Source organism: Streptomyces sp. NPDC039480 (genome assembly GCF_055597165.1).
On sequence record NZ_JBVITX010000005.1, the window covers coordinates 504,471 to 529,549 of the forward strand.

At 72.7% G+C, this 25,079-nt stretch carries 24 protein-coding genes and 1 riboswitch; of the genes, 13 read left to right on the forward strand and 11 right to left on the reverse strand.

Translation table 11 applies throughout. The features are described from left to right. The first annotated feature begins 19 nt into the window (after positions 1-19). A riboswitch (SAM riboswitch) is annotated at positions 20-137 on the forward strand. A 164-nt stretch (positions 138-301) separates the two neighbouring features. Beyond that, complete coding sequence (locus tag ACZ56E_RS19185) at positions 302-1,684, forward strand: aminotransferase class V-fold PLP-dependent enzyme (protein WP_471215521.1); 1,383 nt, start codon at positions 302-304, stop codon at positions 1,682-1,684. On the opposite strand, the gene ACZ56E_RS19190 is transcribed toward ACZ56E_RS19185, so the two are convergent. The 7 genes from ACZ56E_RS19190 to ACZ56E_RS19220 all read right to left on the reverse strand — a co-directional run bounded on the left by ACZ56E_RS19190 (position 1,633) and on the right by ACZ56E_RS19220 (position 8,015). Further along, positions 1,633-2,850 carry a glycerate kinase family protein gene (locus ACZ56E_RS19190; RefSeq protein ID WP_471215523.1) on the reverse strand — a complete coding sequence of 406 codons (1,218 nt, stop codon included), beginning with the start codon at positions 2,848-2,850 and terminating at the stop codon, positions 1,633-1,635. The two genes, ACZ56E_RS19185 and ACZ56E_RS19190, sit on opposite strands and share 52 nt — an antisense overlap. Before the next feature lie 48 nt (positions 2,851-2,898). Beyond that, on the reverse strand, positions 2,899-4,311 hold the full coding sequence (locus ACZ56E_RS19195) for an SLC13 family permease (RefSeq protein WP_471215525.1): 1,413 nt from the start codon (positions 4,309-4,311) through the stop codon (positions 2,899-2,901). A gap of 107 nt (positions 4,312-4,418) precedes the next feature. Then, positions 4,419-5,081, reverse strand: coding sequence for a response regulator transcription factor (locus tag ACZ56E_RS19200; RefSeq protein ID WP_362997651.1), 663 nt, complete (start codon positions 5,079-5,081; stop codon positions 4,419-4,421). Continuing rightward, a complete protein-coding gene (locus ACZ56E_RS19205) occupies positions 5,078-6,532 on the reverse strand; it encodes a sensor histidine kinase (RefSeq protein WP_471215528.1) in 1,455 nt (484 codons plus the stop codon). Before ACZ56E_RS19205 ends, ACZ56E_RS19200 begins: the two co-directional genes overlap by 4 nt. Beyond that, positions 6,519-6,896, reverse strand: a complete 378-nt coding sequence (locus ACZ56E_RS19210) for a small secreted hydrophilic protein (protein ID WP_471215532.1) — start codon at positions 6,894-6,896, stop codon at positions 6,519-6,521. The genes ACZ56E_RS19205 and ACZ56E_RS19210 overlap by 14 nt, the downstream gene beginning before the upstream one ends. 103 nt (positions 6,897-6,999) lie before the next feature. Next, the gene (locus tag ACZ56E_RS19215; RefSeq protein ID WP_125512351.1) at positions 7,000-7,281 is read right to left on the reverse strand and encodes an Lrp/AsnC family transcriptional regulator; all 282 of its coding nucleotides are present in this window, start codon (positions 7,279-7,281) and stop codon (positions 7,000-7,002) included. Continuing rightward, complete coding sequence (locus ACZ56E_RS19220) at positions 7,278-8,015, reverse strand: rhomboid family intramembrane serine protease (protein WP_468610002.1); 738 nt, start codon at positions 8,013-8,015, stop codon at positions 7,278-7,280. The genes ACZ56E_RS19215 and ACZ56E_RS19220 overlap by 4 nt, the downstream gene beginning before the upstream one ends. A gap of 121 nt (positions 8,016-8,136) precedes the next feature. On the opposite strand from ACZ56E_RS19220, the gene ACZ56E_RS19225 reads away from it, so the two are divergent. The 5 genes from ACZ56E_RS19225 to ACZ56E_RS19245 all read left to right on the forward strand — a co-directional run bounded on the left by ACZ56E_RS19225 (position 8,137) and on the right by ACZ56E_RS19245 (position 13,554). Then, entirely contained in the window at positions 8,137-8,376 is a 240-nt protein-coding gene (locus ACZ56E_RS19225; protein WP_362997643.1) for a hypothetical protein, read from the forward strand. 33 nt (positions 8,377-8,409) lie between these two features. After that, the gene (locus ACZ56E_RS19230; RefSeq protein WP_471215535.1) at positions 8,410-9,759 is read left to right on the forward strand and encodes an NYN domain-containing protein; all 1,350 of its coding nucleotides are present in this window, start codon (positions 8,410-8,412) and stop codon (positions 9,757-9,759) included. 269 nt (positions 9,760-10,028) lie between these two features. Further along, positions 10,029-11,063 (forward strand): C40 family peptidase, encoded by a 1,035-nt coding sequence (locus ACZ56E_RS19235; RefSeq protein WP_468609996.1) that lies wholly within the window; start codon positions 10,029-10,031, stop codon positions 11,061-11,063. Between the two features lie 221 nt (positions 11,064-11,284). Further along, positions 11,285-12,313 (forward strand): C40 family peptidase, encoded by a 1,029-nt coding sequence (locus tag ACZ56E_RS19240; RefSeq protein WP_471215538.1) that lies wholly within the window; start codon positions 11,285-11,287, stop codon positions 12,311-12,313. A gap of 38 nt (positions 12,314-12,351) precedes the next feature. Then, positions 12,352-13,554, forward strand: coding sequence for a hypothetical protein (locus ACZ56E_RS19245; RefSeq protein ID WP_471215540.1), 1,203 nt, complete (start codon positions 12,352-12,354; stop codon positions 13,552-13,554). Here ACZ56E_RS19245 and ACZ56E_RS19250 read toward each other — a convergent pair. Then, a complete protein-coding gene (locus tag ACZ56E_RS19250) occupies positions 13,511-14,746 on the reverse strand; it encodes a glycosyltransferase 87 family protein (protein ID WP_471215543.1) in 1,236 nt (411 codons plus the stop codon). The genes ACZ56E_RS19245 and ACZ56E_RS19250 overlap by 44 nt on opposite strands. Positions 14,747-14,855: 109 nt before the next feature. Here ACZ56E_RS19250 and ACZ56E_RS19255 point away from each other — a divergent pair, with 109 nt between their 5' ends. Continuing rightward, the gene (locus tag ACZ56E_RS19255) at positions 14,856-15,998 is read left to right on the forward strand and encodes a glycosyltransferase family 4 protein (protein WP_471215545.1); all 1,143 of its coding nucleotides are present in this window, start codon (positions 14,856-14,858) and stop codon (positions 15,996-15,998) included. 409 nt (positions 15,999-16,407) lie between these two features. Here ACZ56E_RS19255 and ACZ56E_RS19260 read toward each other — a convergent pair whose 3' ends face one another. Continuing rightward, positions 16,408-18,204 carry an AMP-dependent synthetase/ligase gene (locus ACZ56E_RS19260; protein ID WP_471215547.1) on the reverse strand — a complete coding sequence of 599 codons (1,797 nt, stop codon included), beginning with the start codon at positions 18,202-18,204 and terminating at the stop codon, positions 16,408-16,410. A 296-nt stretch (positions 18,205-18,500) separates the two neighbouring features. Between ACZ56E_RS19260 and ACZ56E_RS19265 the strand changes: the two genes are divergently transcribed. The 6 genes from ACZ56E_RS19265 to ACZ56E_RS19290 all read left to right on the forward strand — a co-directional run bounded on the left by ACZ56E_RS19265 (position 18,501) and on the right by ACZ56E_RS19290 (position 23,459). Next, positions 18,501-19,277, forward strand: a complete 777-nt coding sequence (locus ACZ56E_RS19265) for a metallophosphoesterase family protein (RefSeq protein WP_471215549.1) — start codon at positions 18,501-18,503, stop codon at positions 19,275-19,277. A 73-nt stretch (positions 19,278-19,350) separates the two neighbouring features. Continuing rightward, positions 19,351-19,791: an SRPBCC family protein gene (locus ACZ56E_RS19270; protein WP_468609985.1), complete on the forward strand. Its 441-nt coding sequence runs from the start codon at positions 19,351-19,353 to the stop codon at positions 19,789-19,791. A gap of 151 nt (positions 19,792-19,942) precedes the next feature. Further along, positions 19,943-21,118 carry an ArsA family ATPase gene (locus ACZ56E_RS19275; RefSeq protein ID WP_471215552.1) on the forward strand — a complete coding sequence of 392 codons (1,176 nt, stop codon included), beginning with the start codon at positions 19,943-19,945 and terminating at the stop codon, positions 21,116-21,118. Between the two features lie 34 nt (positions 21,119-21,152). Then, the gene (locus ACZ56E_RS19280) at positions 21,153-21,590 is read left to right on the forward strand and encodes a DUF5304 domain-containing protein (protein WP_471215554.1); all 438 of its coding nucleotides are present in this window, start codon (positions 21,153-21,155) and stop codon (positions 21,588-21,590) included. A 52-nt stretch (positions 21,591-21,642) separates the two neighbouring features. Continuing rightward, positions 21,643-22,596 (forward strand): ROK family glucokinase, encoded by a 954-nt coding sequence (locus tag ACZ56E_RS19285; protein ID WP_471215557.1) that lies wholly within the window; start codon positions 21,643-21,645, stop codon positions 22,594-22,596. 98 nt (positions 22,597-22,694) lie between these two features. Next, positions 22,695-23,459 (forward strand): endonuclease/exonuclease/phosphatase family protein, encoded by a 765-nt coding sequence (locus ACZ56E_RS19290; RefSeq protein ID WP_471215559.1) that lies wholly within the window; start codon positions 22,695-22,697, stop codon positions 23,457-23,459. A gap of 28 nt (positions 23,460-23,487) precedes the next feature. Here the strand turns inward: ACZ56E_RS19290 and ACZ56E_RS19295 are convergent, their stop codons facing one another. Both ACZ56E_RS19295 and ACZ56E_RS19300 read right to left on the reverse strand, forming a co-directional pair. After that, positions 23,488-24,450 carry a CU044_5270 family protein gene (locus ACZ56E_RS19295; RefSeq protein ID WP_471215562.1) on the reverse strand — a complete coding sequence of 321 codons (963 nt, stop codon included), beginning with the start codon at positions 24,448-24,450 and terminating at the stop codon, positions 23,488-23,490. Then, positions 24,443-25,063: an RNA polymerase sigma factor gene (locus ACZ56E_RS19300; protein ID WP_471215565.1), complete on the reverse strand. Its 621-nt coding sequence runs from the start codon at positions 25,061-25,063 to the stop codon at positions 24,443-24,445. The genes ACZ56E_RS19295 and ACZ56E_RS19300 overlap by 8 nt, the downstream gene beginning before the upstream one ends. Between the last annotated feature and the right edge of the window lie 16 nt (positions 25,064-25,079).

Here is a 25,079-nt window from a genome sequence, read left to right on the forward strand (position 1 = left end):
TGTGGCAGGATGCTGCACAGGTCATGAGTGACAGCGACTACGGCCCCGGCCCGCTGTCCGGCAACCCTCCGTCCGTGGCGGGGTGCCCCGGGTGAAGACCAGGTCGTACGCAGCAGGGCGTATGGCAAGCGCGGACCCCTCGCAACCCTGGGGTCCTGGTCCTCAAGGGAGCAGTCTCGTGAGCCAGCGAATGTGACAGGGCTTCCACGCCCCGCCTCCGCACACTCTTTTTCACCTTTCTCCTGCGCCGTCGACCGACGTCCGGCGCAGTGATCTCGCCTGCTTCTCACGGGAGTTCGCCATGTCTGTTTCCGCCGTTGCCGTCGACGCCTCCGTCTGTGCCCCGCTGCCGGTCCTCGGCCGGGACGTCACCGTTCCGCTGGTCACCGGCGGCGAGGTCAGCTACGCCGCGCTCGATTACGCGGCGAGCGCCCCGGCGCTGCAGCGGGTGTGGGACGACGTGGCCGCGTACGCCCCGTACTACGGCAGCGTGCACCGCGGCGCCGGGTACCTGTCGCAGCTCTCCACCGACCTGTTCGAGAACAGCCGGGTGGCCGTCGCCGAGTTCCTCGGCTGCCGCGAGGACGACCAGGTCGTCTTCACCCGCTCCACCACCGACTCGCTGAACCTGCTCGCCGCCGCCCTGCCCGCCGACTGCCAGGTCTTCGTCTTCGAGACCGAGCACCACGCCTCGCTCCTGCCGTGGCGGGACGCCCGGGTGACGTACCTGAACGCGCCGCGCACCCCCGACGAGGCCGTCCAGACCCTGGAGCGGGCCCTCGCCGACCGCGACCCCTACGGCCCGGCGCTGGTGTGCGTGACCGGTGCCTCCAACGTCACCGGTGAGCTGTGGCCGGTGCGGGAGCTGGCCGCCGCCGCGCACGCGCACGGCGCCCGGATCGTCCTCGACGCCGCGCAGCTCGCACCCCACCACCCCGTCTCCATCGGCGAGTTGGACGTCGACTGGGTCGCCTTCTCCGGACACAAGCTGTACGCGCCGTTCGGCTCCGGTGTCCTCGCGGGCCGCTCCGACTGGCTGCGGGCGGCCGAGCCGTACCTCGCGGGCGGCGGCGCCTCGCGCAAGGTCGCACGACGCCCCAAGGAAGCAGGCGGCGGTGTGGACGTGGAGTGGCACGACTCCGCGGCCCGCCACGAGGCCGGTTCGCCGAACGTCATCGGCGTGTACTCGATCGCCGCCGCCTGCAAGGCGCTCACCGAGGCGGGCTTCGACCAGCTCGTCGCCCGCGAGCAGTACCTGATCGCCAAGGTGCGCGAGGGGCTCGCCGAGGTGCCCGCCGTGCGGGTGCTCTCGCTCTTCGGGGACGACGCGCCGCGCGTCGGCGTCATCTCCTTCGTGGTGGACGGCTGGAACAGCTCGCACTTCGCCGCCGCGCTCTCCGCCGAGTACGGCATCGGCGTACGGGACGGCCTGTTCTGCGCCCACCCGCTGGTGCGCACCCTGCTCGGCAGCGAGCCCGACGAGCCCGGCGAGTGCGGCGCCCCCGAGGCCGCGCCCGGCGAGAAGTCGCTGAACGCCATCCGCGTCAGCTTCGGCGCGGGCACCCCCGACGAGCACGTCGAGCGTTTCGTGCGCGCCGTCAAGGAGCTGGTGTCGGACGGCGCGCGGTGGAGCTACCGCACCGAGGACGGGCGTTGCGTGCCGGACACCAGCGCCGCCGTCTGACCCGCGGGCAGCCGGCCCCCGGGCAGCCGTGAGCCGAGCTGGATCATCCGCAGGGCCCGCTCCGTCGCGTCGGTGAGGAACTCGCCGCCCCGGCCGAGCGCCTCCGTCAGCGAGACCGGAGCGGGCAGGATCGCGCTGTACGCGTCCACGCCCAGCGCGCGGACGGTGTGCGCGCCGTCCCCGATCGTGCCCGCGAGGACCAGGACGGGGCGCCCGGACCGCTTCGCGCGGCGCGCCACCTCGGCGGGGACCTTGCCGCGCGGGGTCTGGTGGTCCAGGGCGCCCTCCGCGGTGATGACCAGGTCGGCGCGGGCCAGCCGTTCGTCGAGGTCGAGCCGTTCGAGCAGCACGTCGAAGCGGGGGAGCAGCACGGCGCCGAGGGCGGCGAGCCCGGCGCCGAGGCCGCCCGACGCGCCCGTGCCGGGCCCCTCGAAGAGGTCGGTCCGCACGGGCAGGTCCCGCGTGAGGAGATGCGCCCAGTGTTCGAGGGCGGCCGCGAGCTGCTCGACCTGCTGGGGTGTCGCTCCTTTCTGGGGGCCGAAGACGCGGGCGACGCCGCGCTCGCCGCACAGGACGTTGAAGGGGTTGCAGGCGACGCGGATCTCGGTGTCCGCGAGGCGCGGGTCGAGGCCGCTCGGGTCGATGCGGCTCAGCCGCGTCAACTCCCGCCCGCCGTGCGGCAGTTCCCAGCCGTCCGCGTCGAGGAGACGGGCGCCGAGGGCCTGCAGCGCCCCCGCGCCGCCGTCCGACGTGCCCGAGTCGCCGCAGCCGACCAGGATGCGGCGGGCGCCCGTGTCGAGTGCGGCGCGGATCAGCTCGCCCACGCCGTACGTCGTGGTGGCGCCCGGGTCCCGCAGGTCGCGGGGGACCAGCGAGAGCCCCGCCACGGCCGCCATCTCGACGACCGCGGTGCCGTCGGGCAGCAGGGCGAAGTGCGTGCCGATCGGCTGGCCGACGGGACCGGTCGCGGGCAGGGCCACGAGCCGCCCGCCGCCCGCCGCGGCCAGCGCGCGGGCGGTGCCCTCGCCGCCGTCCACCAGCGGGATCAGATCGGTCTCGGCGTGCGGGACGACACGGCGTACACCGGCGGCGATGGCCTCGGCCGCCGAGCTCGCGGACAGGGACTCCTTGAAGCCGCTGGGGGCGATGGCGAAACGGGTCAGCATGACGGTCTCCAGGGGGATTCAAGGGCGGGTTCGGATTCAAGGGCGGGCTCAGCGGACGGGGACGCCGAGCAGCGGCCAGAGCGCCACGGCGAAGAGCAGGACGAGCGCGGCGGTCAGCGGCGCGAGGACCGCGGAGAGGCGCAGCAGATCGCGCGGGGTGTAGGTGGGGGTGCCCGGGATCTCGGCGAAGAGAGTGACGGGCTTCGCGGAGGCGGGCAGCGTGTGGCAGAAGCCGGCCGCGGCCGTGGAGGCCAGCGCGGCGGCCACCGGGTTGACGCCCGCGCCGACGGCCGCCGCGACGACCAGCGGGACAAGGACCGAGGAGCGCGCCGAGCGTGACTGCAGGACGAGGTGGGCGGCCGTGCTGACCGCGACCACCACGGCGAGGAAGAGCCACGGGGACAGGTCCAGGGGCAGCCCGGACACCAGCCACCTCGCCGCCCCCGAGTCGGCGAGCGCGACGCCCATCGCCATCGTCGCCGCCATGAAGAGGAGCAGCGACCAGGGCACCGTCTTGAGGGCGTCCTTGAGGCCGACCGTGCCGAGGGCGGGCGAGGAGGCCACGACCGCGCCGATCAGCGCGACGACGGCGGGCGGCACCTGGTGCAGCGGTTCGCTGCACCACAGGACGACGACGGTGGCGAGCAGCAGGGCGCAGCGCGTCTCGGCCGCCTCCCAGGGGCCGGTGACGGGCTGTTCGCTGTGCTCCTGGAGCTGGTCGAGGGTGATGTGGACCGGGCCGCGGCGGTCGGCGCGCCGGGTGGTCGTCAACAGGACGACCTCCGCCGCCAGATGGGATGACGTCATGGCGAGCGGCAGGCCGAGCAGCAGCCACTGAGTGAAGCCGATCCGCTCACCGGTCGCCTCCCACAGCACCGACACCGTGATCAGATGTGCTCCCGCACCGATCAGAGTCGCGACCGCGGAGAGAAGAATGACGGTCGGAAAGAGCAGCGCGAGCATCACGACCAGTCGCTTCCGGTCGGCGAGGACCTTGGCGAGCGCGAGGAAGACGGGCAGCGCGAGCGCGGCGCGCCCCGACGTCGCCGGCACCGCGAAGGCGGTCACGACCAGCGCCGCCGTCGTCAGATGGGTCAACTGCCGTACGCTGCGCGCCCCGCTGACCAGAAAGGCCGCGGCGCGCCCGGCGAGCCCGCTGCGCGCCACGGCCGCCGCCAGCACGAAGGCGCAGATCAGCAGCCACACCGTCTCGTCGCCGAGGGTGCCGAACAGGGTGTCGCTGCTGATCACGCCGGTCGCGGTGAGCGCGAGCCCCGCACCGAGCGCGATGTACGTGTCGTCGATCGGCGTGCCGATCCAGGCGCAGGTCGCGAGGGCGAAGACGGCGAGGGTGAGGCGGGCGTCGGCGCCGAGCCCCGGGAAGTTGCCGGGGACCGCGAGGAGGGCGCAGACGCTGAGCGCCGCGCAGAGGGTCACGGCCTGCCGCAGGTTCAAGGTCACGCGTTCAGCGTGGTGCGGTGCCGTGAGCCCTCAATGAGGCGAAGATGAAAGGAGTTTCACCGAGCCGACGCTGAGGTCGGTGAGTCAGGGCGCACGGTTCACTCCGGTCACTCCGGCAGCCGGTACCCCATCCCGCGCACCGTCTCCACCCGCTCCGAGCCCAGCTTCTTGCGCAGCGCGCGGACGTAGACGTCCACGATGTTGGAGCCCGGGTCGAAGTCGTAACCCCACACGTGGGACAGGATCTGCTCCCGGGAGAGCACCTGCCCGGGATGGCGCAGGAAAAGCTCCAGGAGGACGAACTCACGCGCCGTCAGATCCACCGTACGCTCCGCCGAACGCGCCCTGCGCGTCCGCAGATCCAGCGTGAGCTCCCCGCTGCGCAGCACCGTCACCTCGGGCGCACCGGCCGCCGTGCGCAGCCGCAGCCGCACCCGGGCGAGCAGCTCCTCGAAGCGGAACGGCTTGGTCATCCAGTCGTCGGCGCCGCCCTCCAGACCCGCCACCGTGTCCCGCACCGAGTCCCGCGCGGTCAGCACGATGACGGGCGTGGTCACGCGGGCCTCGCGCAGCCGGCGCAGGACCGTGAAGCCGTCCTGTCCCGGCAGGCCGATGTCCAGGACGATCAGGTCGAAGCCGCCGGTCAGGGCGTAGTCGTAGGCACTCTCGCCGTCGCCGACCACGGTGGTCGTGAAGCCGTTGGCGCGCAGGCCCTTCTCGACGAAGGAGGCGATGCGCTCCTCGTCCTCGACGATCAGTATCCGGTTCACTGCCGCTCCGCCCCTTCCGGCTGCCCCTGCGGGAGTACGAGTACGAAGGTGGCGCCTCCGCCGTCCGTGGGGCGCAGCTCGACGCGCCCTCCGTGGCCCTCGGCGATGGCCTTCACGATGGCGAGGCCGAGACCCGCCCCGGTGGCGCGGGAGCCGCGCCGCGCGGTGCCGCGCCGGAACCGCTCGAAGATCACCTCGGCGTCCTGCGCCTGCACGCCGGGGCCGCTGTCGGCGACGTACAGCTCGATGCGTCCCGCGCACAGCCGCGAGCCGATGCCGACCCGCTGCCCGGGGCCGGTGTGCTGGACGGCGTTCTGCGCCAGCTGCACCATCGCCTGGGTGATGCGCTGGGGGTCGAGGCCGGTCTCGGTGTCGGTGACCTCGGTGAGGTGCCAGTCGCGGTCGCCGATCGCCCGTGCCTTGACGAAGACGTCGGCCGTCAGCTCGGCGAGCTGCACCGGCTCGGGGGTGACGAAGTCGGGGCGCTCGGCCTTGGCGAGCAGCAGCAGGTCCTCGACGATGCGGCTCATCCGGTCCAGCTCCTCCGTCACGATGCGGACGGTCTCCTCGCGTTCGCCGGGCTCATCGCCCATCAGCTCCAGGTGGCCGCGGACGATGGTGATGGGGGTGCGCAGCTCGTGGCCCGCGTCGTCGACGAACTCGCGCTGGGCGGCGAAGGCCCCCTCCAGCCGGTCCAGCATGCCGTTGAACGTCTCGGCCAGGGCCGCGATGTCGTCCCTGCCCTGGACCGGGATGCGCCGGGTCAGATCCTGCTCGGTGAGCTGCGCCGCGGTCGTGCGCACCAGCCGCACCGGTTTGAGGATGCGGCCCGCGACCGCCCAGCCGATGCCGGTCGTCATCAGGAGCGCCACGCCGGAGATGGCGAGCAGCATGGCGAACACGTCGCCCGCCTTGGCCTGTTCGCGCGCCGGGTGGAAGGCCACGACGAACGCCGCGGCCGGGTGGCCCGCGCTCGCCTCGATCTCCACCTTCGCCCAGCGGACCTCGCCCCGGTCGCGGTGGAGCGTACCGGTGGCGTCGGGCGAGTCGAAGACGGCCTTCAGCGCGGCGGGGTCCTCGGCCAGCGGGTGGTCGATCCGCGGTTCGCGGGCCTGCTCCTTCTTGGCGGGCGCCCTGCCCGTACGGCCGACCAGCCCGAGGAGCTCCTCGTCGGGGTCGGCGTACTGCCGGGAGAGGAAGAGCCGCAGGAGCGGGTCGGGGGCGGTGAACCGCTCGCCGGTGTGCGGGTCGACGCCCTCGCGCGCGAGGTTGGTGAACTCGGCGGTCTCCTGGGCGAGGAGCCGGTCGATGCGGTGGTCGACGTCGCGGAGCAGGACCGAGCGGGTGGTGGCCGCCACCGCGGTGAGCGCGACGGTCATCACGACGAGCAGCCACAGCAGGATGCGGACACGAGCTGATATCCAGTGGCGCCGGGGCTCAGCCGTCGTCACCGGGGCCGTCGTCGTCGAGGTCGCCCCGGCCGTCGTCGTCGGAGTCGTCGCTGTTGCCCGCGTCGTGGCTGCCCCTGTCGTCGTTCGAGGGATGTCCGCCGGGCTTCTCACCGGACTTTTCACCGGGCTTCTCGCCGGGCTTCTCGCCGGTGTGCTCGCTCACCGGTGGCGGGGAGACCTTCTCGTCGCTCGGGGTGGGCCGTGGAGAGGCCGGCTCCGTGGACGGCGGGTCGCTCTGCAGCTCCACCTTCGGCGGGGCCTTGGGCTGCTCGGGGTTGTCCGTCAGGACGTAGCTGGTCGCGGCGATGCCGAGCGGGATCGCGACGACGGCGGCCAGGGCGGCCATGCGGTGGGAGAAGACCATGACTGCGAGGGTGGCCGCCGAGCCGCACCGCCAGGATGAGGCGCGGATGAAGAAACCTTCATGAACCCGCGCAGTCGGAGGGCGGCGCCCGGCCGGGGCGTGCCTAGGAGTCGAGACCGATCGCGAAGGCGGCTTCCAGGTCGTGCTGCGAGTACGTGCGGAACGCCACGTGCGTGTCGGTCGCCTCGACACCGGGGATCTTGCTGATCCGGCCGGGGATGACGTCGGCCAGGTCGTCGTGGCGCGGCACCCGCACCATCGCGATCAGGTCGTACGTACCGGTCACGGAGAAGACCTCGCTCACGGAGTCGAGCGCGGCGATCGACTCGGCGATCTCCGGAATCCGGTCCACGCTGGTCTTGATGAGCACGATCGCGGTGATCACGGCTGGCTGTCTCCCTCGATGGCCGGTGCGCTGCCTTGTCCCTGCACTCTAGCCCTCCGCACACTCCACCCCCACGCGAAGACGAACCCGAGCGAGAAGCCCACCAGGTGCGCCAGATAGGCCACCCCCGTGCCCTTCCCGCCCTGCCCCGCCGCAAGCCACTGCAGCGCCACCCAGAACGGCAGCACCACCCACGCGGGGAAGCGCAGCGGCAGGAAGAAGAGGAACGGGAAGAGGCTGGTGACACGCGCCCGAGGGAAGAGATACAGGAAAGCGCCGAGGACGGCGGAGATCGCCCCTGAGGCCCCCACGAGCGTCTGGTCGGAGCCCGCGTGCGCGGCCGCGTAGGCGAGCAGGGCGAGATATCCGCAGCAGACGTAGAAGAGCGCGTACAGGAGGTGCCCCATGCGTTCCTCGACCATGGCCCCGAACACGTACAGAAACAGCATGTTCCCGAGCAGATGGAGCCAGGTGCCGTGCACGAACAGGGCGGTGAACGGTCCGAGGGCGGCGCGCGGGGCGCCGCTGAACAGTTCGACGGGGACCACGCCCCACCGCTCGAAGTAGACCTGCTGCGCGCCGAGCAGCTGGTCGCCGGTGCCGTAGCCCGGGTTGAACCCGGACACCGGGGAGACGAGGAAGACCGCGCAGCAGACGGCGATCAGTCCGTACGTCACCGGGGCGGACCCTCCCGAGAGCAGCCGGCCCGCCTTCGTACCCCATGCGTGGATCATGGACAGAGCATGACGTAACGCCAGGAAACCGTACAGACCGCCTCGCCGCCGCGAGGTGCCCCTTACAGGCCTTAGGGTTACGGGCAATACGCACCATGGAGAACGAGGGAAAGCAGCCACGATGACGGTTCCCCTGCCGACCGCCACCACCCGGTGGCGCTGCACGCTGTGCGGCAACCTCACGCGTTTCGACGTGACCCGCACCTCCAAGGTCGTCGAGTATGTGCATCTCGACCTGGCCGGAGAGGCGAACGTCGAGGAACGCGAGGTGGTCAGTGAGAGCATCGAGTCGGTGCGCTGCCGCTGGTGCAACGCGGTGGATCAGGTGGAACTCGTGGACAGGCCGGGCACCGGCTCCTGAGGGAGCGGGCCCGCACAGCTAGTGGGGTGACGGATGGTGGAGAGCGCAGGCGGGGAGCCGGACGACGGCACCGCTGAGGTGCTCGACCGTCCGCTGCCCGACGGGGTGCGCAGGCGGGTCGTCCGGCTCGTCTCGGACGGCTTCGGCGGCCTCACCCTCGGCGAACTGCCCGCCCAGCTGCGGCAGTACGCGCGCTTCACGCCCACCCGGCGCGCGAAGTTCGCGGCCAACGCCATGGCGGCCGCGCTGGAGAACGACACGCTCTTCCGGCAGCGCATCGGCGAACGCCTCAGAGAGGTCCAGCCCGAGCTCGCGGGCGCCCTGGACGCGGGCTCGCCGCCGCCCGCCGCCGACCCCCTGGACGTGGCGGCCGCGGCCTACGTGCTGCGCCCCGCGGGGTGGGTGAAGCTGGTCACCGCCGCGGGCGAGGAGGCCCAGCGCGCCGACGCCGAGCGCGTCGACGACGAGACACGCGCCGAGCTGGAGCGGCTGCGCGAGGAGCTCGCCGCCGCCCGCGGCCAGACCAGGGCGGAGACCGAGCGGCTGCGCGCGGAGCTCGAGGCGGCGCGCAGGGAAGCCGAATCGATGCACCGCAAGCTGCGCGGCGCGCTCAGCGACGTCAAGCGTGGCGAGGCCGCGCTGCGCAAGGCCGCCGCCGAGGTCGAGGCCGCGCGCGCCGAGGGCCAGGCACAGGTGTCCGCCGCCGAGAGCGAGACGCGGCGGCTCAAGGCGCGGCTCGGCGAGACGGAGGCCGCCCTGGAGGCCAGCCGCCGGGCGGCGCGCGAGGGGCGCAGCGTCGAGGACATGCGGCTGCGGCTGCTGCTCGACACGGTCCTCGACGCGGCCCAGGGGCTGCGGCGCGAGCTGGCGCTGCCGCCCGTGTCCGTGCGGCCCGCGGAGACCGTGGACGCCGTCGAGCCGGGGCGGATGTCGCCCAAGGACATCGCCGCCCGCGCCCTCTCCGAGAACGACCCGGCCATTCTCGACCAGCTGCTCGCTCTCCCGCAGGCGCACCTGGTCGTCGACGGCTACAACGTCACCAAGACCGGCTATCCGACCATGCCCCTGGACAAGCAGCGGCTGCGCCTGCTCGGTTCGCTCTCGCAGCTCGCGCTGCAGTCGGGCGCCGAGGTCACCTGTGTCTTCGACGGCGCGGAGCTGGCCGCGCCCGTGCTGCTCGCGCCGCCGCGCGGGGTGCGGGTGCTGTTCTCCAAGCCCGGTGTCACCGCTGACGAGTTGATCCGTCAGCTGGTGCGCGCGGAGCCGCCGGGCCGGCCCGTGGTCGTCGTCTCGACCGACCGCGAGGTGGCCGACGGAATCGCCAAGGCGGGTGCGCGGCCGGTGGCTTCGGCGGTGCTCCTGAAGAGGCTTTCGCGGGGCTAAAGCGGTACTCGGCAACTCCTGGGACGTATGCCCGAATTGGGAGCCGTCGCGCGCGACATAGCGTCAGAAGATCATTACGGGCTGTGCGTTATCGGTAAAGAATGTTTCCCGCGACCGATTTTTTGCTGGTGTGATTTGAACTGATCACAAGAAGGTCACTAGGGTCAGCCCTCGAACCCCCGCTCGGTTGATCACCCATCCGGGGTGGCGGCGGTGGTACCCGCCCGCCGCGTCCCGGTAGGCGGCCGGAGGAAGAAGGAGCCGCCCGCGTGGCGTCCCACCGTCGACCCAAGCAGCCGAGCCGCACCCGCGTGACCGTGCTCACCGCGACCGCCGCCGCTGCCGTGGCCCTCACCTCGCAGGGCGCCGCCCAGGCCGCGCCGAAGCCGAGCAAGGACGAGGTCAAGTCCAAGGTCGACAAGCTCTACGAAGACGCGGAGCGTGCCACCGACAAGTACAACGGCGCCAAGGAGAAGCAGGAGAAGCTGGAGAAGCAGATCGGCGCTCTCCAGGACAAGGTCGCCGACGGCCAGGAAGAACTCAACGACCTGCGCGACGGCCTCGGTTCGATGGCCAGCGCCCAGTACCGCTCCGGCGGCATCGACCCCTCCCTGCAGCTCTTCCTCTCCTCCGACCCGGACAACTACCTCGACAAGGCGTCCACCCTGGACCAGCTGAGCAGCCAGCAGGTCGACTCGCTCAAGAAGATCCAGAAGAAGCAGCGGGACCTCGCGCAGCAGCGCAAGGAGGCCGCGGGCAAGCTCGACGACCTCGCCGCCACCCGCACCGAGCTCGGCAAGAAGAAGAAGGAAGTCCAGGGCAAGCTGGGCGAGGCGCAGAAGCTCCTCAACACCCTCAGCGCCAAGGAGAAGGCGGCCATGGCCGCCAAGGAGGAGCAGCGCGCGAGCCGCGCCGCCGACAAGCGCGCGGACCTCGGCGACGAGGCCCCCGCCTCCGGCCGCGGCGCCGCCGCCCTGAACGCCGCGGCCACCCAGCTCGGCAAGCCGTACGTCTCCGGCGGCACGGGCCCCAACTCCTTCGACTGCTCCGGGCTCACCCAGTGGGCGTACAACCAGGCCGGCGTCTCCATCACGCGGACCACCTACACGCAGCAGAACGACGGCACGCGGCTCGGCCGCGGCGAGCTCAAGCCCGGCGACCTGGTGTTCTTCAACAACCTCGCGCACGTCGGGCTCTACGCCGGCAACGGCCAGGTGCTGCACGCCCCGAAGCCCGGCGCCGTGGTGCGCTACGAGGCGATGGAGTACCTCGGCAACTTCCAGTTCGGCGTCCGCGTCGCCTGACCTCGACACGGCTGCCCACACCGCCCGAACGGGCGAATTCCGGTAACTCACGCTGACCCCACGCCCCGTTGATGACCTGCGTCTGAAGCGGGGCGTCGGGCTGTCCGCCCCCTTTCCCCACCCGTACGGGTCTTTGGCCCGCCGTGGCCGCACGACTACTGTCGGCGCGCATTCCCCCGGGACAGCCGGGGGTTCGTCAGCGGAAGGGAGAGCGGCTTCCCGTGGGGTTCCATCGCCGTCCCGCACAGTCCGGTCTCGACCGGAGCACACGCGTGACCGTCCTTTCAGCGGCAGCGGCCACCGCCGCGGCGGCCCTCGCCGCCGCACCCGCAGGTGCCGCGCCGCAGGACAAGCCGTCCGACACGCGCGCCAAGGTGGACCGGCTGTACGAGCAGGCCGAGCACGCGACCGAGCTGTACAACAAGGCCGACGAGCGCACGGACAAGCTGCGCGCGCAGGTCGAGCGGGTCAAGGACAGCGTCGCGCGCGGCCAGGAGCGCATCAACCGGATGCGCGGCGCGCTCGGTTCGCTGGCCGGCGCGCAGTACCGCTCCGGCGGCATCGACCCCTCGCTGGCCCTGCTGCTCTCCTCCGACCCGGAGGGCTATCTGGAAAGGGCCTCGGTCCTGGACCGCGTCAGCTCCCGGCAGGCGGGCGAGCTCGCCGACCTGCAGCGGGCCCAGCGCGGCCTCGCCCAGGAGCGCGCCGAGGCGGGCCGCAAACTGGCCGAGCTGGAGAAGAGCCGCACCCTCGTCGCCCGCCACAAGCGCACCGTCGAGCACAAACTGGCCAAGGCCAGACAGCTCCTCAACTCGCTGACGAGCGACGAGCGCGCCGCGTACGACAGGTCCTCGCGCACCGGCGGGCGCGGCGAGCTGCCGAAGGCCGGGGGCGCCCCGGCCTCCTCGCGGGCCGCCGCCGCCATCGCCGCCGCCCGGTCCGCGCTGGGCCGCCCCTACGTGTGGGGAGCCAACGGTCCGTCCGGCTTCGACTGTTCGGGCCTCATGCAGTGGTCGTACGCCCAGGCCGGTGTCGGTCTGCCGCGCACCTCGCAGGCCCAGCGGAACGCGGGCCGCCAGGTCTCCCTCTCCGAGGCGCAACCCGGCGACCTGGTGACCTACCGCTCCGACGCCAGCCACGTCGGGATGTACGTGGGCAACGGCCAGGTGGTGCACGCCCCGTACCCCGGCGCCCCGGTCCGCTACGACCCCGTCGGCATGATGCCGGTCTCCGGAGTGACGCGGATCTGACCGGCGGCCCGCCGCCCGCACACCGTACGATCGGGAAGGTGGCTGGTCACAGACGTGGGTCGTGGATGGTGGCGCTGTGCGTCGCGCTCTGCCTCGCCCTGCTGGCCGGCTGCGGCCGCGACCCGGTCCCTGACGCCGCCGCCGGCGAGGTGCGCGTACTCCTGGAGCGGCGGGCGCGGGCCGTCCTCGACGGGGACGAGAAGGCGTACGACGGGACCGAGCGGCCCGCGAAGGGTGCGCGGGACCTCTTCGAGCACGTCAGCGGCGTCCCGCTGGAGTCCTGGGAGTACCGGCTGACCCGCCTCGACCGCACCGGCGCCGAGGCCACGGCAACCGCCGAACTCCACTACCGCGTCAAGGGCTACGACCGCGCGCCGGTCACCGCCGAACGCACGCTGTCGCTGAAGCGCGACGGCGGCCGGTGGTACGTCACCGCGGAATGGCCCGCGAAGAAGTCCGGCCAACAGCTCTGGGACCAGGGGCGTGTGACGGCCGAACGCGGCAGGCGCAGCCTCGTCCTCGGCATCGGCCAGAGCCCCGCGGAGCTGCGCGCCCACCGTGAACTCGCCGACCGGGCGGTGCCCGCGGTGCGGGACGCCTGGCCGGGGAAGTGGCCGGAGCGGATCGTCGTCCTCGTGCCCCGGTCCCTGGACGGCATGGCGGGGCTGCTCGGGGCGCCCGCCTCCGGGTACCGGGGGATCGCGGCGGTCACCACGGGCGAGACGGGCGGCTCTGGGCGGGCGCCGGCCGACCGGATCATCGTCAACCCCGAGGCGTACGGCGTGCTCGGCACGTTCGGCAAGCAGGTCGTCCTCACCCACGAGGCGACCCACGTCGCGACCCGCAGACAGACCTCCGCGGCCACCCCGCTGTGGCTCTCCGAGGGCTTCGCCGACTGGGTGGGATACCGCGACACGGGGCGCACCCCGGCGCAGGCCGCGCCCGAACTGCGGCGCGCGGTGCAGCGCGGGCAGCTGCCCGGCGCGCTCCCCGAGGACGCCGACTTCGGCTTCGGCGGGGACGCCGCGAGGCTCGCGGGGGCGTACGAGGGCGCATGGCTGGCCTGCCGGATGATCGCGGAGCAGTGGGGCGAGCGGAAGCTGACGGACTTCTACCGTGCGGTGGGCGACCGCACGAAGCGGGCGGGCGCGGTCGAGGACGCGCTGCGGGACGTCCTGGACACGACGCCCGGGGACTTCACGGCGCGCTGGCGTACGTATCTGCGTGCGGAGCTCGGCTGATCTGCCCGGGCACCGGCTGCGGCTCCTTGCGCGGTTCCGACACGGTCTCCCGCCACAGGTTCCGGCAGGCCAGCAGGGCGGCGACGACCAGCAGGCCGTTGCGGACGAGCAGCAGGGACACGCCCAGCGGGTCGCTGACGACCACGTGCGAGAACCAGACGGGGAACTCCAGGAACGTCACGAACGTGGCGCCCAGGACCAGACGGGCGGGCACCTCCATCCGGCTGCCGCGGAACACCAGGCAGACGGCGGCGATCCCGACCAGCCAGAGCATGTACTGCGGGCTGATCACCCGGCTCGTGGCGGTGAAGAGCAGCACCGCCACGAACGCCGCGTCCGCGGGCGTGCTCGCCGACCGGACCCGGGCGCGCAGCCGCCACACCAGGAGCCAGCAGAGGGCCGCCACCGACAGGGCCTGCGCCACCGTGCTCACCAGCGGGACGTACGGGCCGAGGAATTCCACCGAGCCGTAGTTGAGCCGCACCTCGCCCCGCCAGCCGACGTACCGCCCGACGTGGAACACGAGGGCGCCGAGCGACTCCACCTCGGTGCCGCGGTCGCGCTGGAAGGTGAGGAACGCGAGCGCGCCCGGCATCGCCACCAGGAACGCCAGCGTGAGGACGGCGGCCGTGCCCGCGGCCGCCCGCCAGGCCCGCAGGGTCGACCGGCCGCGCGGCGTGCCCACGAGCAGCAGCGCAGGCCACACCTTGAGCAGCGCCCCGAACCCGGCGAGCACCCCCAGGACGCGCGGGTGCCGCGCCCCGGCGAGCAGCGCGGCGACCGCGACGGCGGCCACCATCACGTCGTAGCGGGCGTACACGGTGGGGCCGAGCAGGGCCACGCCCACCACCCACACCCAGGCGCCCCGCGGCGACTTGCCGGGCCGTCCTCCCGCGTACAGGAGCAGCGCGCACACCGCCGCGTCGCAGAGGAGGGCGAGGACGAAGAAGGCCGACGCGTAGTCGAGGAAGGGCAGCAGCGCGGGGGAGAGGATCGCGAGGGCGGCGGCGGGCGGGTACTGCCAGGTGACGTCGTCGAGCGGGAAGGTGCCGGTGCGCAGCACCTCGTACCAGCCCTGGTAGATGACGGTGACGTCGCTGGTCACGTCCGGTCCTGGGGCGGTGAGCACACGGCAGACGCAGAGCAGCAGGACGGTCCTGGTCAGGACCCAGACGGTCAGGATGCGCCCCATGAACGCCCTCGCCCCTTTTCTGATACTTCATTGTGATTAGGGGAGTCATGATGCCGGGCGGGGCCGGGCGAGGGCGAAGAGGCTGGGCCGTTCGGTACTGTCGTGCGCGATGCACAAGACCCTGATCGTCACGAACGACTTCCCGCCCAGGCCCGGTGGCATCCAGGCGTTCCTGCACAACATGGCGCTGCGCCTGGATCCCGAGCAGCTCGTCGTCTACGCCTCCACCTGGAAGCGCGGCCACGAGGGCGCCGAGGCGACGGCCGCCTTCGACGCCGAGCAGCCCTTCAAGGTCGTACGCGACCCCACGACGATGCTGCTGCCGACGCCGCGCGTCACCCGTCGCGCGGTCTCGCTCCTGCGGGAACACGGCTGTACGTCGGTGTGGTTCGGGGCGGCCGCCCCGCTGGGGCTCATGGCGCCCGCGCTGCGGAAGGCCGGGGCGGAGCGGCTCGTCGCCACGACGCACGGCCACGAGGCCGGCTGGGCCCAGCTGCCCGCCTCACGTCAACTTCTGCGCCGGATCGGTGAGTCGACGGACACGATCACCTATCTCGGCGAGTACACGCGCTCGCGGATCGCGGCCGCGCTGACGCCCGCGGCCGCCGGGCGGATGGTGCAACTGCCGCCCGGGGTCGACGAGAAGACGTTCCATCCGGGGTCCGGCGGCGACGCGGTGCGGGCGCGGCTCGGGCTGACGGACCGGCCCGTGGTGGTCTGCGTCTCGCGGCTGGTGCCGCGCAAGGGCCAGGACACGCTGATCCTCGCCATGCCGAGGATTCTCTCCGCGGAGCCGGAGGCGGTGCTGCTGATCGTCGGGGGCGGTCCGTACGAGGCGGAGCTGCGCAAGCTCGCGGCCGAGACGGGGGTCGCGGACTCCGTCCGCTTCACGGGTTCCGTTCCCTGGTCGGAACTGCCCGCCCACTACGGCGCGGGGGACGTCTTCGCCATGCCCTGCCGGACCCGGCGCGGGGGCCTCGACGTGGAGGGCCTCGGCATCGTCTACCTGGAGGCGTCCGCGACGGGGCTGCCGGTCGTCGCAGGGGACTCCGGCGGGGCGCCGGACGCGGTGCTCGACGGGGAGACGGGGTGGGTCGTCCGGGGCGGTGCCCCCGAGGAGGCGGCGGATCGGATCACCGCGTTGCTGGCGGATGCGGAGTTGCGGGCGCGCATGGGGGAGCGGGGCCGCGCCTGGGTCGAGGAGAAGTGGCGCTGGGACCTCCTGGCAACCCACCTTCAACAACTCCTGTAGCGCCTCAGGGGTTGCCCCCTGGCGGCCCGTCGGCGTCTGGCGGTTGTCTTGGGCTGGCCGCGCAGTTCCCCGCGCCCCTGAAAGCCGGGCTGCGCCCGCTTTCGTGGCGCGCCCAGGGGGTGCCCCCTGGCGGTTCGTCGGCGTCTGGCGGTTGTCTTGGGCTGGTCGCGCAGTTCCCCGCGCCCCTGGAAGCCGGGGCTGCGCCCCGCTTCCCCCACCACCCGCACCGCGCCCCTGAAAGCGGGCGCAGCCCGGCTTTCCAGGGGCGCGGGGAACTGCGCGAGCAACCACAAGAGACCGAAAGCCGCCCACCAAGCGCCCCCGTCACGGCGAGTGGGCGCAGCCACCACGAGAGACCGGGTGTCGCGAGGCAAGAGCCCCCCACGGCGAGTGGGCGGCACTGTTCACGCTACCCGCGGTAAATTGCCTCGATCTCGTCCGCGTAATCCTTCGCCACGACATTCCGCTTCAGCTTCAGCGACGGCGTCAGATGCCCCGACTCCTCCGTGAACTGGGAGGACAGCACACGGAACTTGCGTACGGACTCCGCCTTGGAGACCGCCGCGTTGCCGTCGTCCACCGCGCTCTGGATCGCGGCGAGGAGATCCGGATCGTCACGGAGAGAGGCCGCCGTCGAACCGGCGGGCTTCCCGTGGTCCGACGCCCAGCGCCCCAGGAACTCGTCGTCCACCGTCACCAGCGCCCCCACGAACGGGCGGCCGTCGCCGACGACCATGCACTCGGCGACCAGCGCGTGCGCGCGGATGCGGTCCTCGATCACGGCAGGGGCGACGTTCTTGCCGCCCGCGGTGACGATGATCTCCTTCTTGCGCCCGGTGATGCGCAGATAGCCGTCCTCGTCGAGCGTGCCGATGTCACCGGTGTGGAACCAGCCGTCGGCGAGGGCCTCCTCGGTGGCGCCCTCGTTGTTCCAGTACCGCGAGAACAGGTGCTCGCCGTGGAGCAGGACCTCGCCGTCGTCGGCGATCCGGACGACCGAGCCGGGCAGCGGCTGCCCGACCGTGCCGATCTTCTGGCGGTCCCACGGGTTGAAGGCCGTGGCCGCGCAGGACTCGGTGAGGCCGTAGCCCTCCAGGACCGTGAAGCCGATGCCGCGGAAGAAGTGACCGAGGCGCTCACCGAGCGGGGCGCCACCCGAGATCGCGTACTCCCCGCGGCCGCCGAGGACCGCGCGCAGCTTGCTGAAGACCAGCTTGTCGAAGATCTTGTGCTTGATCCGCAGGCCGAGGGACGGACCCGACGACGTGTCGAGCGCACGGCTGTACGCGATGGCCGTGTCCGCGGCCTTGTCGAAGATCTTGCCCTTGCCGTCGGCCTGCGCCTTGGCGCGCGCCGAGTTGTAGACCTTCTCGAAGACGCGCGGGACGCCCAGGATCATGGTCGGCCGGAAGGAGGCCAGCTCGTCCGTGAGGTTCTTGACGTCCGGCGCGTGGCCGAGCTTGATCGGTGCCATCAGCGCGGCGACCTCGACGAGCCGCCCGAACACGTGCGCGACGGGCAGGAAGAGGAGAACCGAACACTCGCCCGTACGGAAGAGGGGCTTCAGGCGCTCCACCACGTTGCCGCACTCGGCGAAGAAGCTGCGGTGCGTGAGGACGCAGCCCTTGGGGCGCCCGGTGGTGCCGGAGGTGTAGACGATCGTGGCCGGGTCGTCGGCGCCGGCCACCGCGCCGCGCTCGTCGACGGTCGCGTCCGGCACGTCGGCGCCGGTGCGGTGCAGCTCCTCGACGCCGCCCTTGTCGATCTGCCAGACCGTGTCGAGGGCGGGCAGCCGGTCGCGCACGGACTCGACGGCGGCGGCGTGCACGTCCAGTTCGACGACGCAGGCCACGGCGCCGGAGTCGCCCAGTATCCACTGGATCTGCTCGGCGGAGCTCGTCTCGTACACCGGCACGGTGACCGCGCCCGCGCTCCAGATGGCGAAGTCGAAGAGCGTCCACTCGTACCGGGTGCGGGACATCAGGCCGACCCGGTCGCCGGGGCGCACCCCGGCGGCGATCAGACCCTTGGCGGTGGCCCGCACATCGGCGAGGAAAGCCTTGGCGGTGACGTCCTGCCAGCGGCCGTCGACCTTGCGGCCGATGACGGCGACATCCGGGTGCTGCGCGGCATTTCTACGGACGATGTCGGTCAGATTGCCGTCCGCAGGGACCTCGTACAGGGCCGGAAGGCTGAACTCGCGCAAGACTGCTGCTCCTACATAGGGCGCCGGCGCCACGACGTTGTGTGCTGCGACGGTGCGGTCCAAGATCGGGCAGGTGCTCAGTCGAGTGGGGGCTGAGCACTACTGGACTGCCCGGACGTTACCCATCGGTATGGCTGGTTCGGTAGGGGGGCAGGGCCAGATGTTCGGTGCGTCACACGTCGTTCTGGTCTGAATCGCACAGTACGCCACGGTCTTCCTGACTCGGAAGTAACCGCAGGTCGCACACTGTCAAGAGCCCCTACCGCCCGTCGGGCGACCGTCCTAGGGTGATCGGCATGCCAGCTTTCCGGGTCAACGTGGTCAGTGACGTGCACGGCAACGCCGAGGGCCTCGCCCGCGCGGGCGACGGCGCGGACGCGCTCGTCTGCCTGGGCGACCTCGTGCTCTTCCTCGACTACGCCGACCACTCGCGCGGCATCTTCCCCGACCTCTTCGGCCCGGCGAACGCCAGCCGGCTCGTCGAGCTGCGCACCGCCCGCCGCTTCGACGAGGCCAGGGAATTCGGCCGGAAACTGTGGGCCGGCATCGACACCGACCGGAAGACGGCGATCGAGCACGCCGTCCGCAAGCAGTACGCCGAAATGTTCGCGGCCTTCCCCACCCCGACCTACGCCACCTACGGCAATGTCGACATCCCGACCCTCTGGCCGGAGTATGCGCGCCCCGGCACCACCGTCCTCGACGGCGAGCGGGCCGAGATCGGCGGCCGCGTCTTCGGCTTCGTCGGCGGCGGCCTGCGCACCCCGATGCGTACGCCCTACGAGATCAGCGACGAGGAGTACGCCGCGAAGATCGAGGCCGTCGGTGAGGTCGACGTCCTGTGCACGCACATCCCGCCGGACGTGCCCGAGCTCCTCTACGACACCGTGGCCCGCCGCTTCGAGCGGGGCAGCCGGGCGCTGCTCGAAGCGATCCGCAGGACCCGTCCGCGGTACGCCCTCTTCGGCCACGTCCACCAGCCGCTGGTCCGGCGCATGCGCGTCGGCGCGACGGAGTGCGTGAACGTCGGCCATTTCGCCGGGTCGTCCAGGCCCTGGGCCCTGGAGTGGTGACCACGCGGCGCGCGGTAGCCTTCACGCGGTACACACCCCTCTGTCCCGGACCGCATCTGGAGGAGCCACAGCGATGGCGGAACACACCAGCTCGAGCATCACGATCGAGGCGGCACCGGCCGAGGTCATGGGAGTGATCGCCGACTTCGCCCGCTATCCGGACTGGACCGGGGAGGTGAAGGAGGCCGAGGTGCTCGCCACCGACGAGCGGGGCCGCGCACAGCAGGTCCGCCTCGTCATGGACGCCGGCGCGATCAAGGACGACCAGACCCTCGGCTACACCTGGACCGGCGACAACGAAGTCAGCTGGACCCTCGTCAAGTCCCAGATGCTCCGCTCGCTGGAGGGCTCGTACCTCCTCAAGCCCGTCGGCACCGGCACCGAGGTCACCTACCAGCTCACCGTCGACGTCAAGATCCCCATGCTCGGCATGATCAAGCGCAAGGCCGAGAAGGTCATCATCGACCGCGCACTGGCGGGCCTGAAGAAGCGCGTGGAATCAGGCACGGCGTAACGAGGGGAAGCAGGGCGAAGCCCTCGCTTCCAGGGGCGCGGGGAACGGCGCGAGCAACCACCCACAACCGGCAGCCGCCCAAGCACCCCGCCCCCCACGGCGAGTGGGCGCCCCGCAACCCGCGCCCCGCGCTCCCGTACCGTTCCCCCTTATGCGCACCCTCCTCGTCACCGGCCCCGGCGGCTCCGGCCGAACCACCATCGCCGCCGCCACCGCGCTCGCCGCGGCCCGCGCAGGCCACCGGACCCTCGTGATCTCCGCCGACCGCGCCGACACCCTCGGCACGGCGCTGCGCACGGCGCTCGGCGCACCGGACGCGCACCCCGGGCTCACCACCCACCGGCCCGACGCCGAAGACCGCTTCCGTGACGACCTGCTCGCCCTGCAGGAACGTGCCGCCTCCGCCCTCGACCTGCTCGGCGCCGAACGGCTCGACGGCGAGGAGCTGACCCCGCTGCCGGGAGCCGAGGAGCTGGCCCTGCTGCGCGCCCTGCGCGACGCCGCCCGCGACGACACGTACGACACCGTCGTCGTCGACCTGCCGCCCACCGCCAAGGCCCTCGCGACCCTCGCGCTCCCCGAGCAGCTCCGCCGCTACCTGCGCCGGCTGCTCCCGCCCGAGCGGCAGGCGGCCCGCGCCCTGCGCCCCATGCTCGGCCGCCTCGCGGGCGTCCCGATGCCCGCCGCCTGGCTGTACGAGACCGCGGCCCGCAGGGAGGACGACCTCGCCGCCGTCCAGCGCGTGATCGAGGCCCCGACCACCACCGTCCGCCTGGTCGCCGAACCCGGCCCCGCGGGCGCCGACGCCGTCCGCACCGCCGCCACCGGCCTCGCCCTGCACGGCCTGCGCACCGACCTCCTGGTCGCCAACCGCGTCCTGCCGGACCCGACCTCCGACACCTGGCTGGCCGGCCTCTGCGCCCAGCAGCACAAGACGCTCACCGAGTGGGAGTCGGCGTACGACCGTGTCGGCCGGGTCCCCCACCTCGGCCACGACCCGCGCGGCGCCGACGACCTCGCCGCCCTCGGCCTCACCGCGCCCGCGCCCGGCACCCCGGACCCGGCTCCCTGGCCCGTCACCGACACCACCGCCGACGACGGCAGCCGCGTCTACGTGTGGCACGTCCCGCTGCCCGGCGTCACACGCGACGAGCTCGGCCTCGTCCGGCGCGGCGACGAACTCGTCGTCACCGCGGGCCCCTACCGCCGCATCGTCCCCCTCCCTTCCGCGCTGCGCCGCTGCACCGTCGCGGGCGCCGGGCTGCACGAGGGCGAGCTGCGGGTCCGGTTCACGCCGGACCCGGACCTGTGGCCGTCCGGACGGTGAACGCCCTACCGCCATTCGGGTAACGTCGAGTGGCATGAGCGATGCCACCGGGCACGAAGCCCCCGAAGCCGACGCCGACGCCTGGGAGCAGGCGTGCGCCGAGGATCTCGCGGCGGAGCAGGCCCGCCGCCGCGCGCAGTACGGTCCGCAGCCCGGCTCCGCGGCCGAGGAGCTGCGCAAGCTCGTCGACGCGGTCTCGGAGAAGCTCTCGGGACTGCAGACCCCGCTGCTCGGCGCGGTCGCGCAGGGCGCCGTCGAGCAGACCCTGAAGCAGGTCGTCAGGGAGGCGAAGGCCGTCGTCGAACCGGTCATCGAGCGCAACCCCGACGTCTTCGACCACCTCGCGGCCGCCGGCTCCGAGCTGCTCGCCGCCTACCGCTCCGCGGTCGAGGGCCAGGAGAGCCGCTGGACCCGCGGCGAGGAGCGCAAGGACGACGGTCCCGCGGCGGGCGAACACATCGATCTCGACTGACCCCCCTCGGGTACGGTGGGCCGTAGCGGGGCTCGATCGAACTGAGGGATTCATGGGACTCACCATCGGCGTCGACATCGGCGGCACCAAGATCGCGGCCGGAGTGGTCGACGAGGACGGCAACATCCTCTCGACCTTCAAGGTGCCGACCCCTGGTACTTCCGAGGCCATCGTCGACGCGATCGCCTCCGCGGTGGCGGGCGCACGGGCCGGACACGAGATCGTCGGCGTCGGCATCGGCGCCGCCGGATACGTCAACCGCCAGCGCTCCACGGTCTACTTCGCGCCGAACATCGACTGGCGGCAGGAGCCGCTCAAGGACGAGGTCGAGAAGCGCGTCGGCCTGCCCGTAGTCGTCGAGAACGACGCCAACGCCGCGGCATGGGGCGAGTACCGCTTCGGCGGCGGCAAGGGCCACCGCAACGTCATCTGCATCACGCTCGGCACCGGCCTCGGCGGCGGCATCATCCTCGGCAACAAGCTGCGCCGCGGCCACTTCGGCGTGGCCGCCGAGTTCGGCCACATCCGGATGGTGCCGGACGGTCTCCTCTGCGGCTGCGGCAGCCAGGGCTGCTGGGAGCAGTACGCCTCGGGACGCGCCCTCGTGCGGTACGCCAAGCAGCGCGCCAACGCCACCCCGGAGAACGCCGAGTACCTCCTCTCGCTCGGCGACGGCACCCCCGACGGCATCGAGGGCAAGCACATCTCGATGGCCGCCCGGCAGGGCGACGCCGTCGCCATCGACTCGTACCGCGAGCTGGCCCGCTGGGCGGGCGCCGGCCTCGCCGACCTGGCGTCGCTCTTCGACCCGTCCGCGTTCATCGTCGGCGGTGGCCTCTCGGACGAGGGCGAGCTGGTCCTCGACCCGATCCGCAAGTCCTTCAAGCGCTGGCTCGTCGGCGCCGCCTGGCGCCCCGAGGCCCAGGTCATCGCCGCCCAGCTGGGCAACAAGGCGGGGCTCGTCGGCGCGGCGGACCTGGCGCGGGAGCCGGATCCCGTCATGTGACCCCGTGGCGGGGCGCCGACCGCGCCGCGCACCCGTCCGCAAACGCCGGACGGGCCGGATCTCCCCGGCCCGTCCGGCGTTCGCGTATCTTGATCGCCATGCCGACGAGCCCGAGCTCCACGCTCCCCGACTCGCGCACCGAATCCGACGGTTCGGCCGTCATCCGGGTGCTCAGCTACAACATCCGCTCGATGCGCGACGACACCGCCGCGCTCGCCCGGACCATCGCCGCCTGCGCCCCCGACCTCGTCCTGATCCAGGAGGCGCCGCGGTTCTTCCGCTGGCGCAAGAAGCTGGCCCGCCTCGCCCGCGCCGCCGACCTGGTCATCCTCTCCGGCGGCGGCAGCGCGGCAGGACCCGCGCTGCTCTGCTCCCTGCGCGCCACGGTCGAGCGCACCGAGGACGTGCTGCTGCCGCTCACCCCCGGGCTGCACCGGCGCGGCTTCGCGACCGCCGTCGTGCGCTTCGGCGGCGCCCGCCTCGGCGTCCTGAGCTGCCACCTCAGCCTGCAGACCGACGAGCGGTACGCGCAGGGCGGGATGCTGCTCGACCGGCTCGCCGGGATGGGCGTGGACCACGCGGTCGCGGGCGGCGACCTCAACGAGCGGCCGGGCGGCCGGACGTTCCGCAGGCTCGCCGGGGGACTCCAGGACTGCTGGACCGCCGAGCCGTGGGGCGGCGAGAACACCTCGACCCCTGACGACCCGCACCAGCGCATCGACGCGATCTTCGCGACCTCCGGCATCGAGGTCCTGGGCTGCGGCGTGCCGTCGGACCTGCCCGGGGTGAGCGAGGCGGACCTGAGGGCGGCCACGGACCACCTGCCGGTCCTGGCCGCCCTCAGGGTTCCCCCCTCCCGGTGAGGCCCACGAGGCGAGCGCTCGCCATGACCTACGGGCGCTGCCTCACCTTGTCGACGATCGCCCACTCGACCGTGTGCGACAGCTGGACGTACGTCTTCTTTCCGTCGCGCGAGACCCGCTCGTCGCGGAAGCCCAGGAATTCGTAGGACTCCGCGTCGAAGATGAGGTACCGGCCCTTGAACTGGCCGGGGTAGGCGATCCCCACACCGGTACGCCCGGCGGAGTCCTTGATCCCTTCGACCGTCTTGACGCCGGGCACGAGCGCCAGCCCTTCGTAGGCTGCGGCGCGCAGGCCTTCGGGCAGCATCGGCGCCTTCAGGAGCTCGCCCAGCAGGAAGTAGGCCTGCCACCGGTCGTCCTCGGTGAGGTCGCTGATCGACCCGCCGGAGTCGCCCATGGAGACGATGGCAGGGACGAGCTTCTCGGGGTCGGTGGGCAGCTGCTTCAGCTCGTCCCACCTGCGGGGCGGCCACACGCCCTCGTTCTCGCCCAGGGGCTCCTCCCACATGATCTTGCCGAGCTCCATGCTCAAGGAGCGCTGTGAGCCGTCCACCGAGTCCCACATCTCGTCGGTGTACGTCCTGACCTCGCCGGTCCTCTGCTCCGTCTCCCTGATGATCCGCTTGGAGTAGATGAACTGGTCGTCGCGAGGCACCACGGTCCGCCGCTCGTGCCTGCGCTCCCAGGCGGCCGCGCCGTTGAGCACCTTCGGCGCGGCGACGTTGGCCACGTTCGGGGAGTCGGTGGCGGGCGGCTTGGCCTGCTGTCCTTCCTTCGCGCCGTCGACGGTGACCAGGACGGTCGCGGCCACCGCCGCCGTCACGAGGCCGGTGAGGGCGATGCGCAGCACGCGCCGGCGTCCGGGCGGCCGTACCGCTGCGGGCGGTTCGTTCATCGCGGCGAACAGGCGCACCCGCGCGCGGTGCCGTGTCTCGTCGTCCAGCGGGGGCGCCCCCGCCTCCCAGCCGCGCAGTTCGTCGAGTTCATTCATGGGCGTGTGCCTCCTGGAAAGCTGTCGGATCGGATCCGCCCAGTGCTTCGCGCAGTGTGCTGCGAGCCCGGTGCAGCCGTGACCTGACGGTGCCGACGGGCACCCCCAGCGCCTGGGCCGCCTCCTCGTAGCCGAGGTCGGCCCACGCCACGAGCAGCACCACGTCGCGATGGCGTGCGGAGAGCCCCGCCAGGGCCCGCGCCAGATCACCGCGCACCCCCTCGGCGCCCGCGCGGGCGATCACGCGGTCGGCGACCGGCTCCTCGTGGGGCACAGGCGCGGGCACCCGGGCGAGCGCCTTGAAGCGGCGCGCCTCGGCCCTGCGGTGCCGGCCGATGAGGTTGGTCGCGATACCGAACAGCCAGGGGCGGGCGTCGGCCCGCGCCGGGTCGTACCGGTGGCGCTGCTTGAAGGCGGTGGTGAAGGTCTCCGCCATCAGGTCTTCCGCCGCCTCGGGGCCGAGCCGGCGGGCCGCGTACCGGTACACGGAGTCGGCGTGCCGGTCGAAGAGGACGGCGAACCGCTCGGGCTCGTCCCGGGACCGCTCGATGGACCAGGCGTCACTCTGCTCGTGCTGCCCCGTTCGAAGGGGGACGCCGGGTTCGACGGTCATCGGGGCTCCTTTCGTT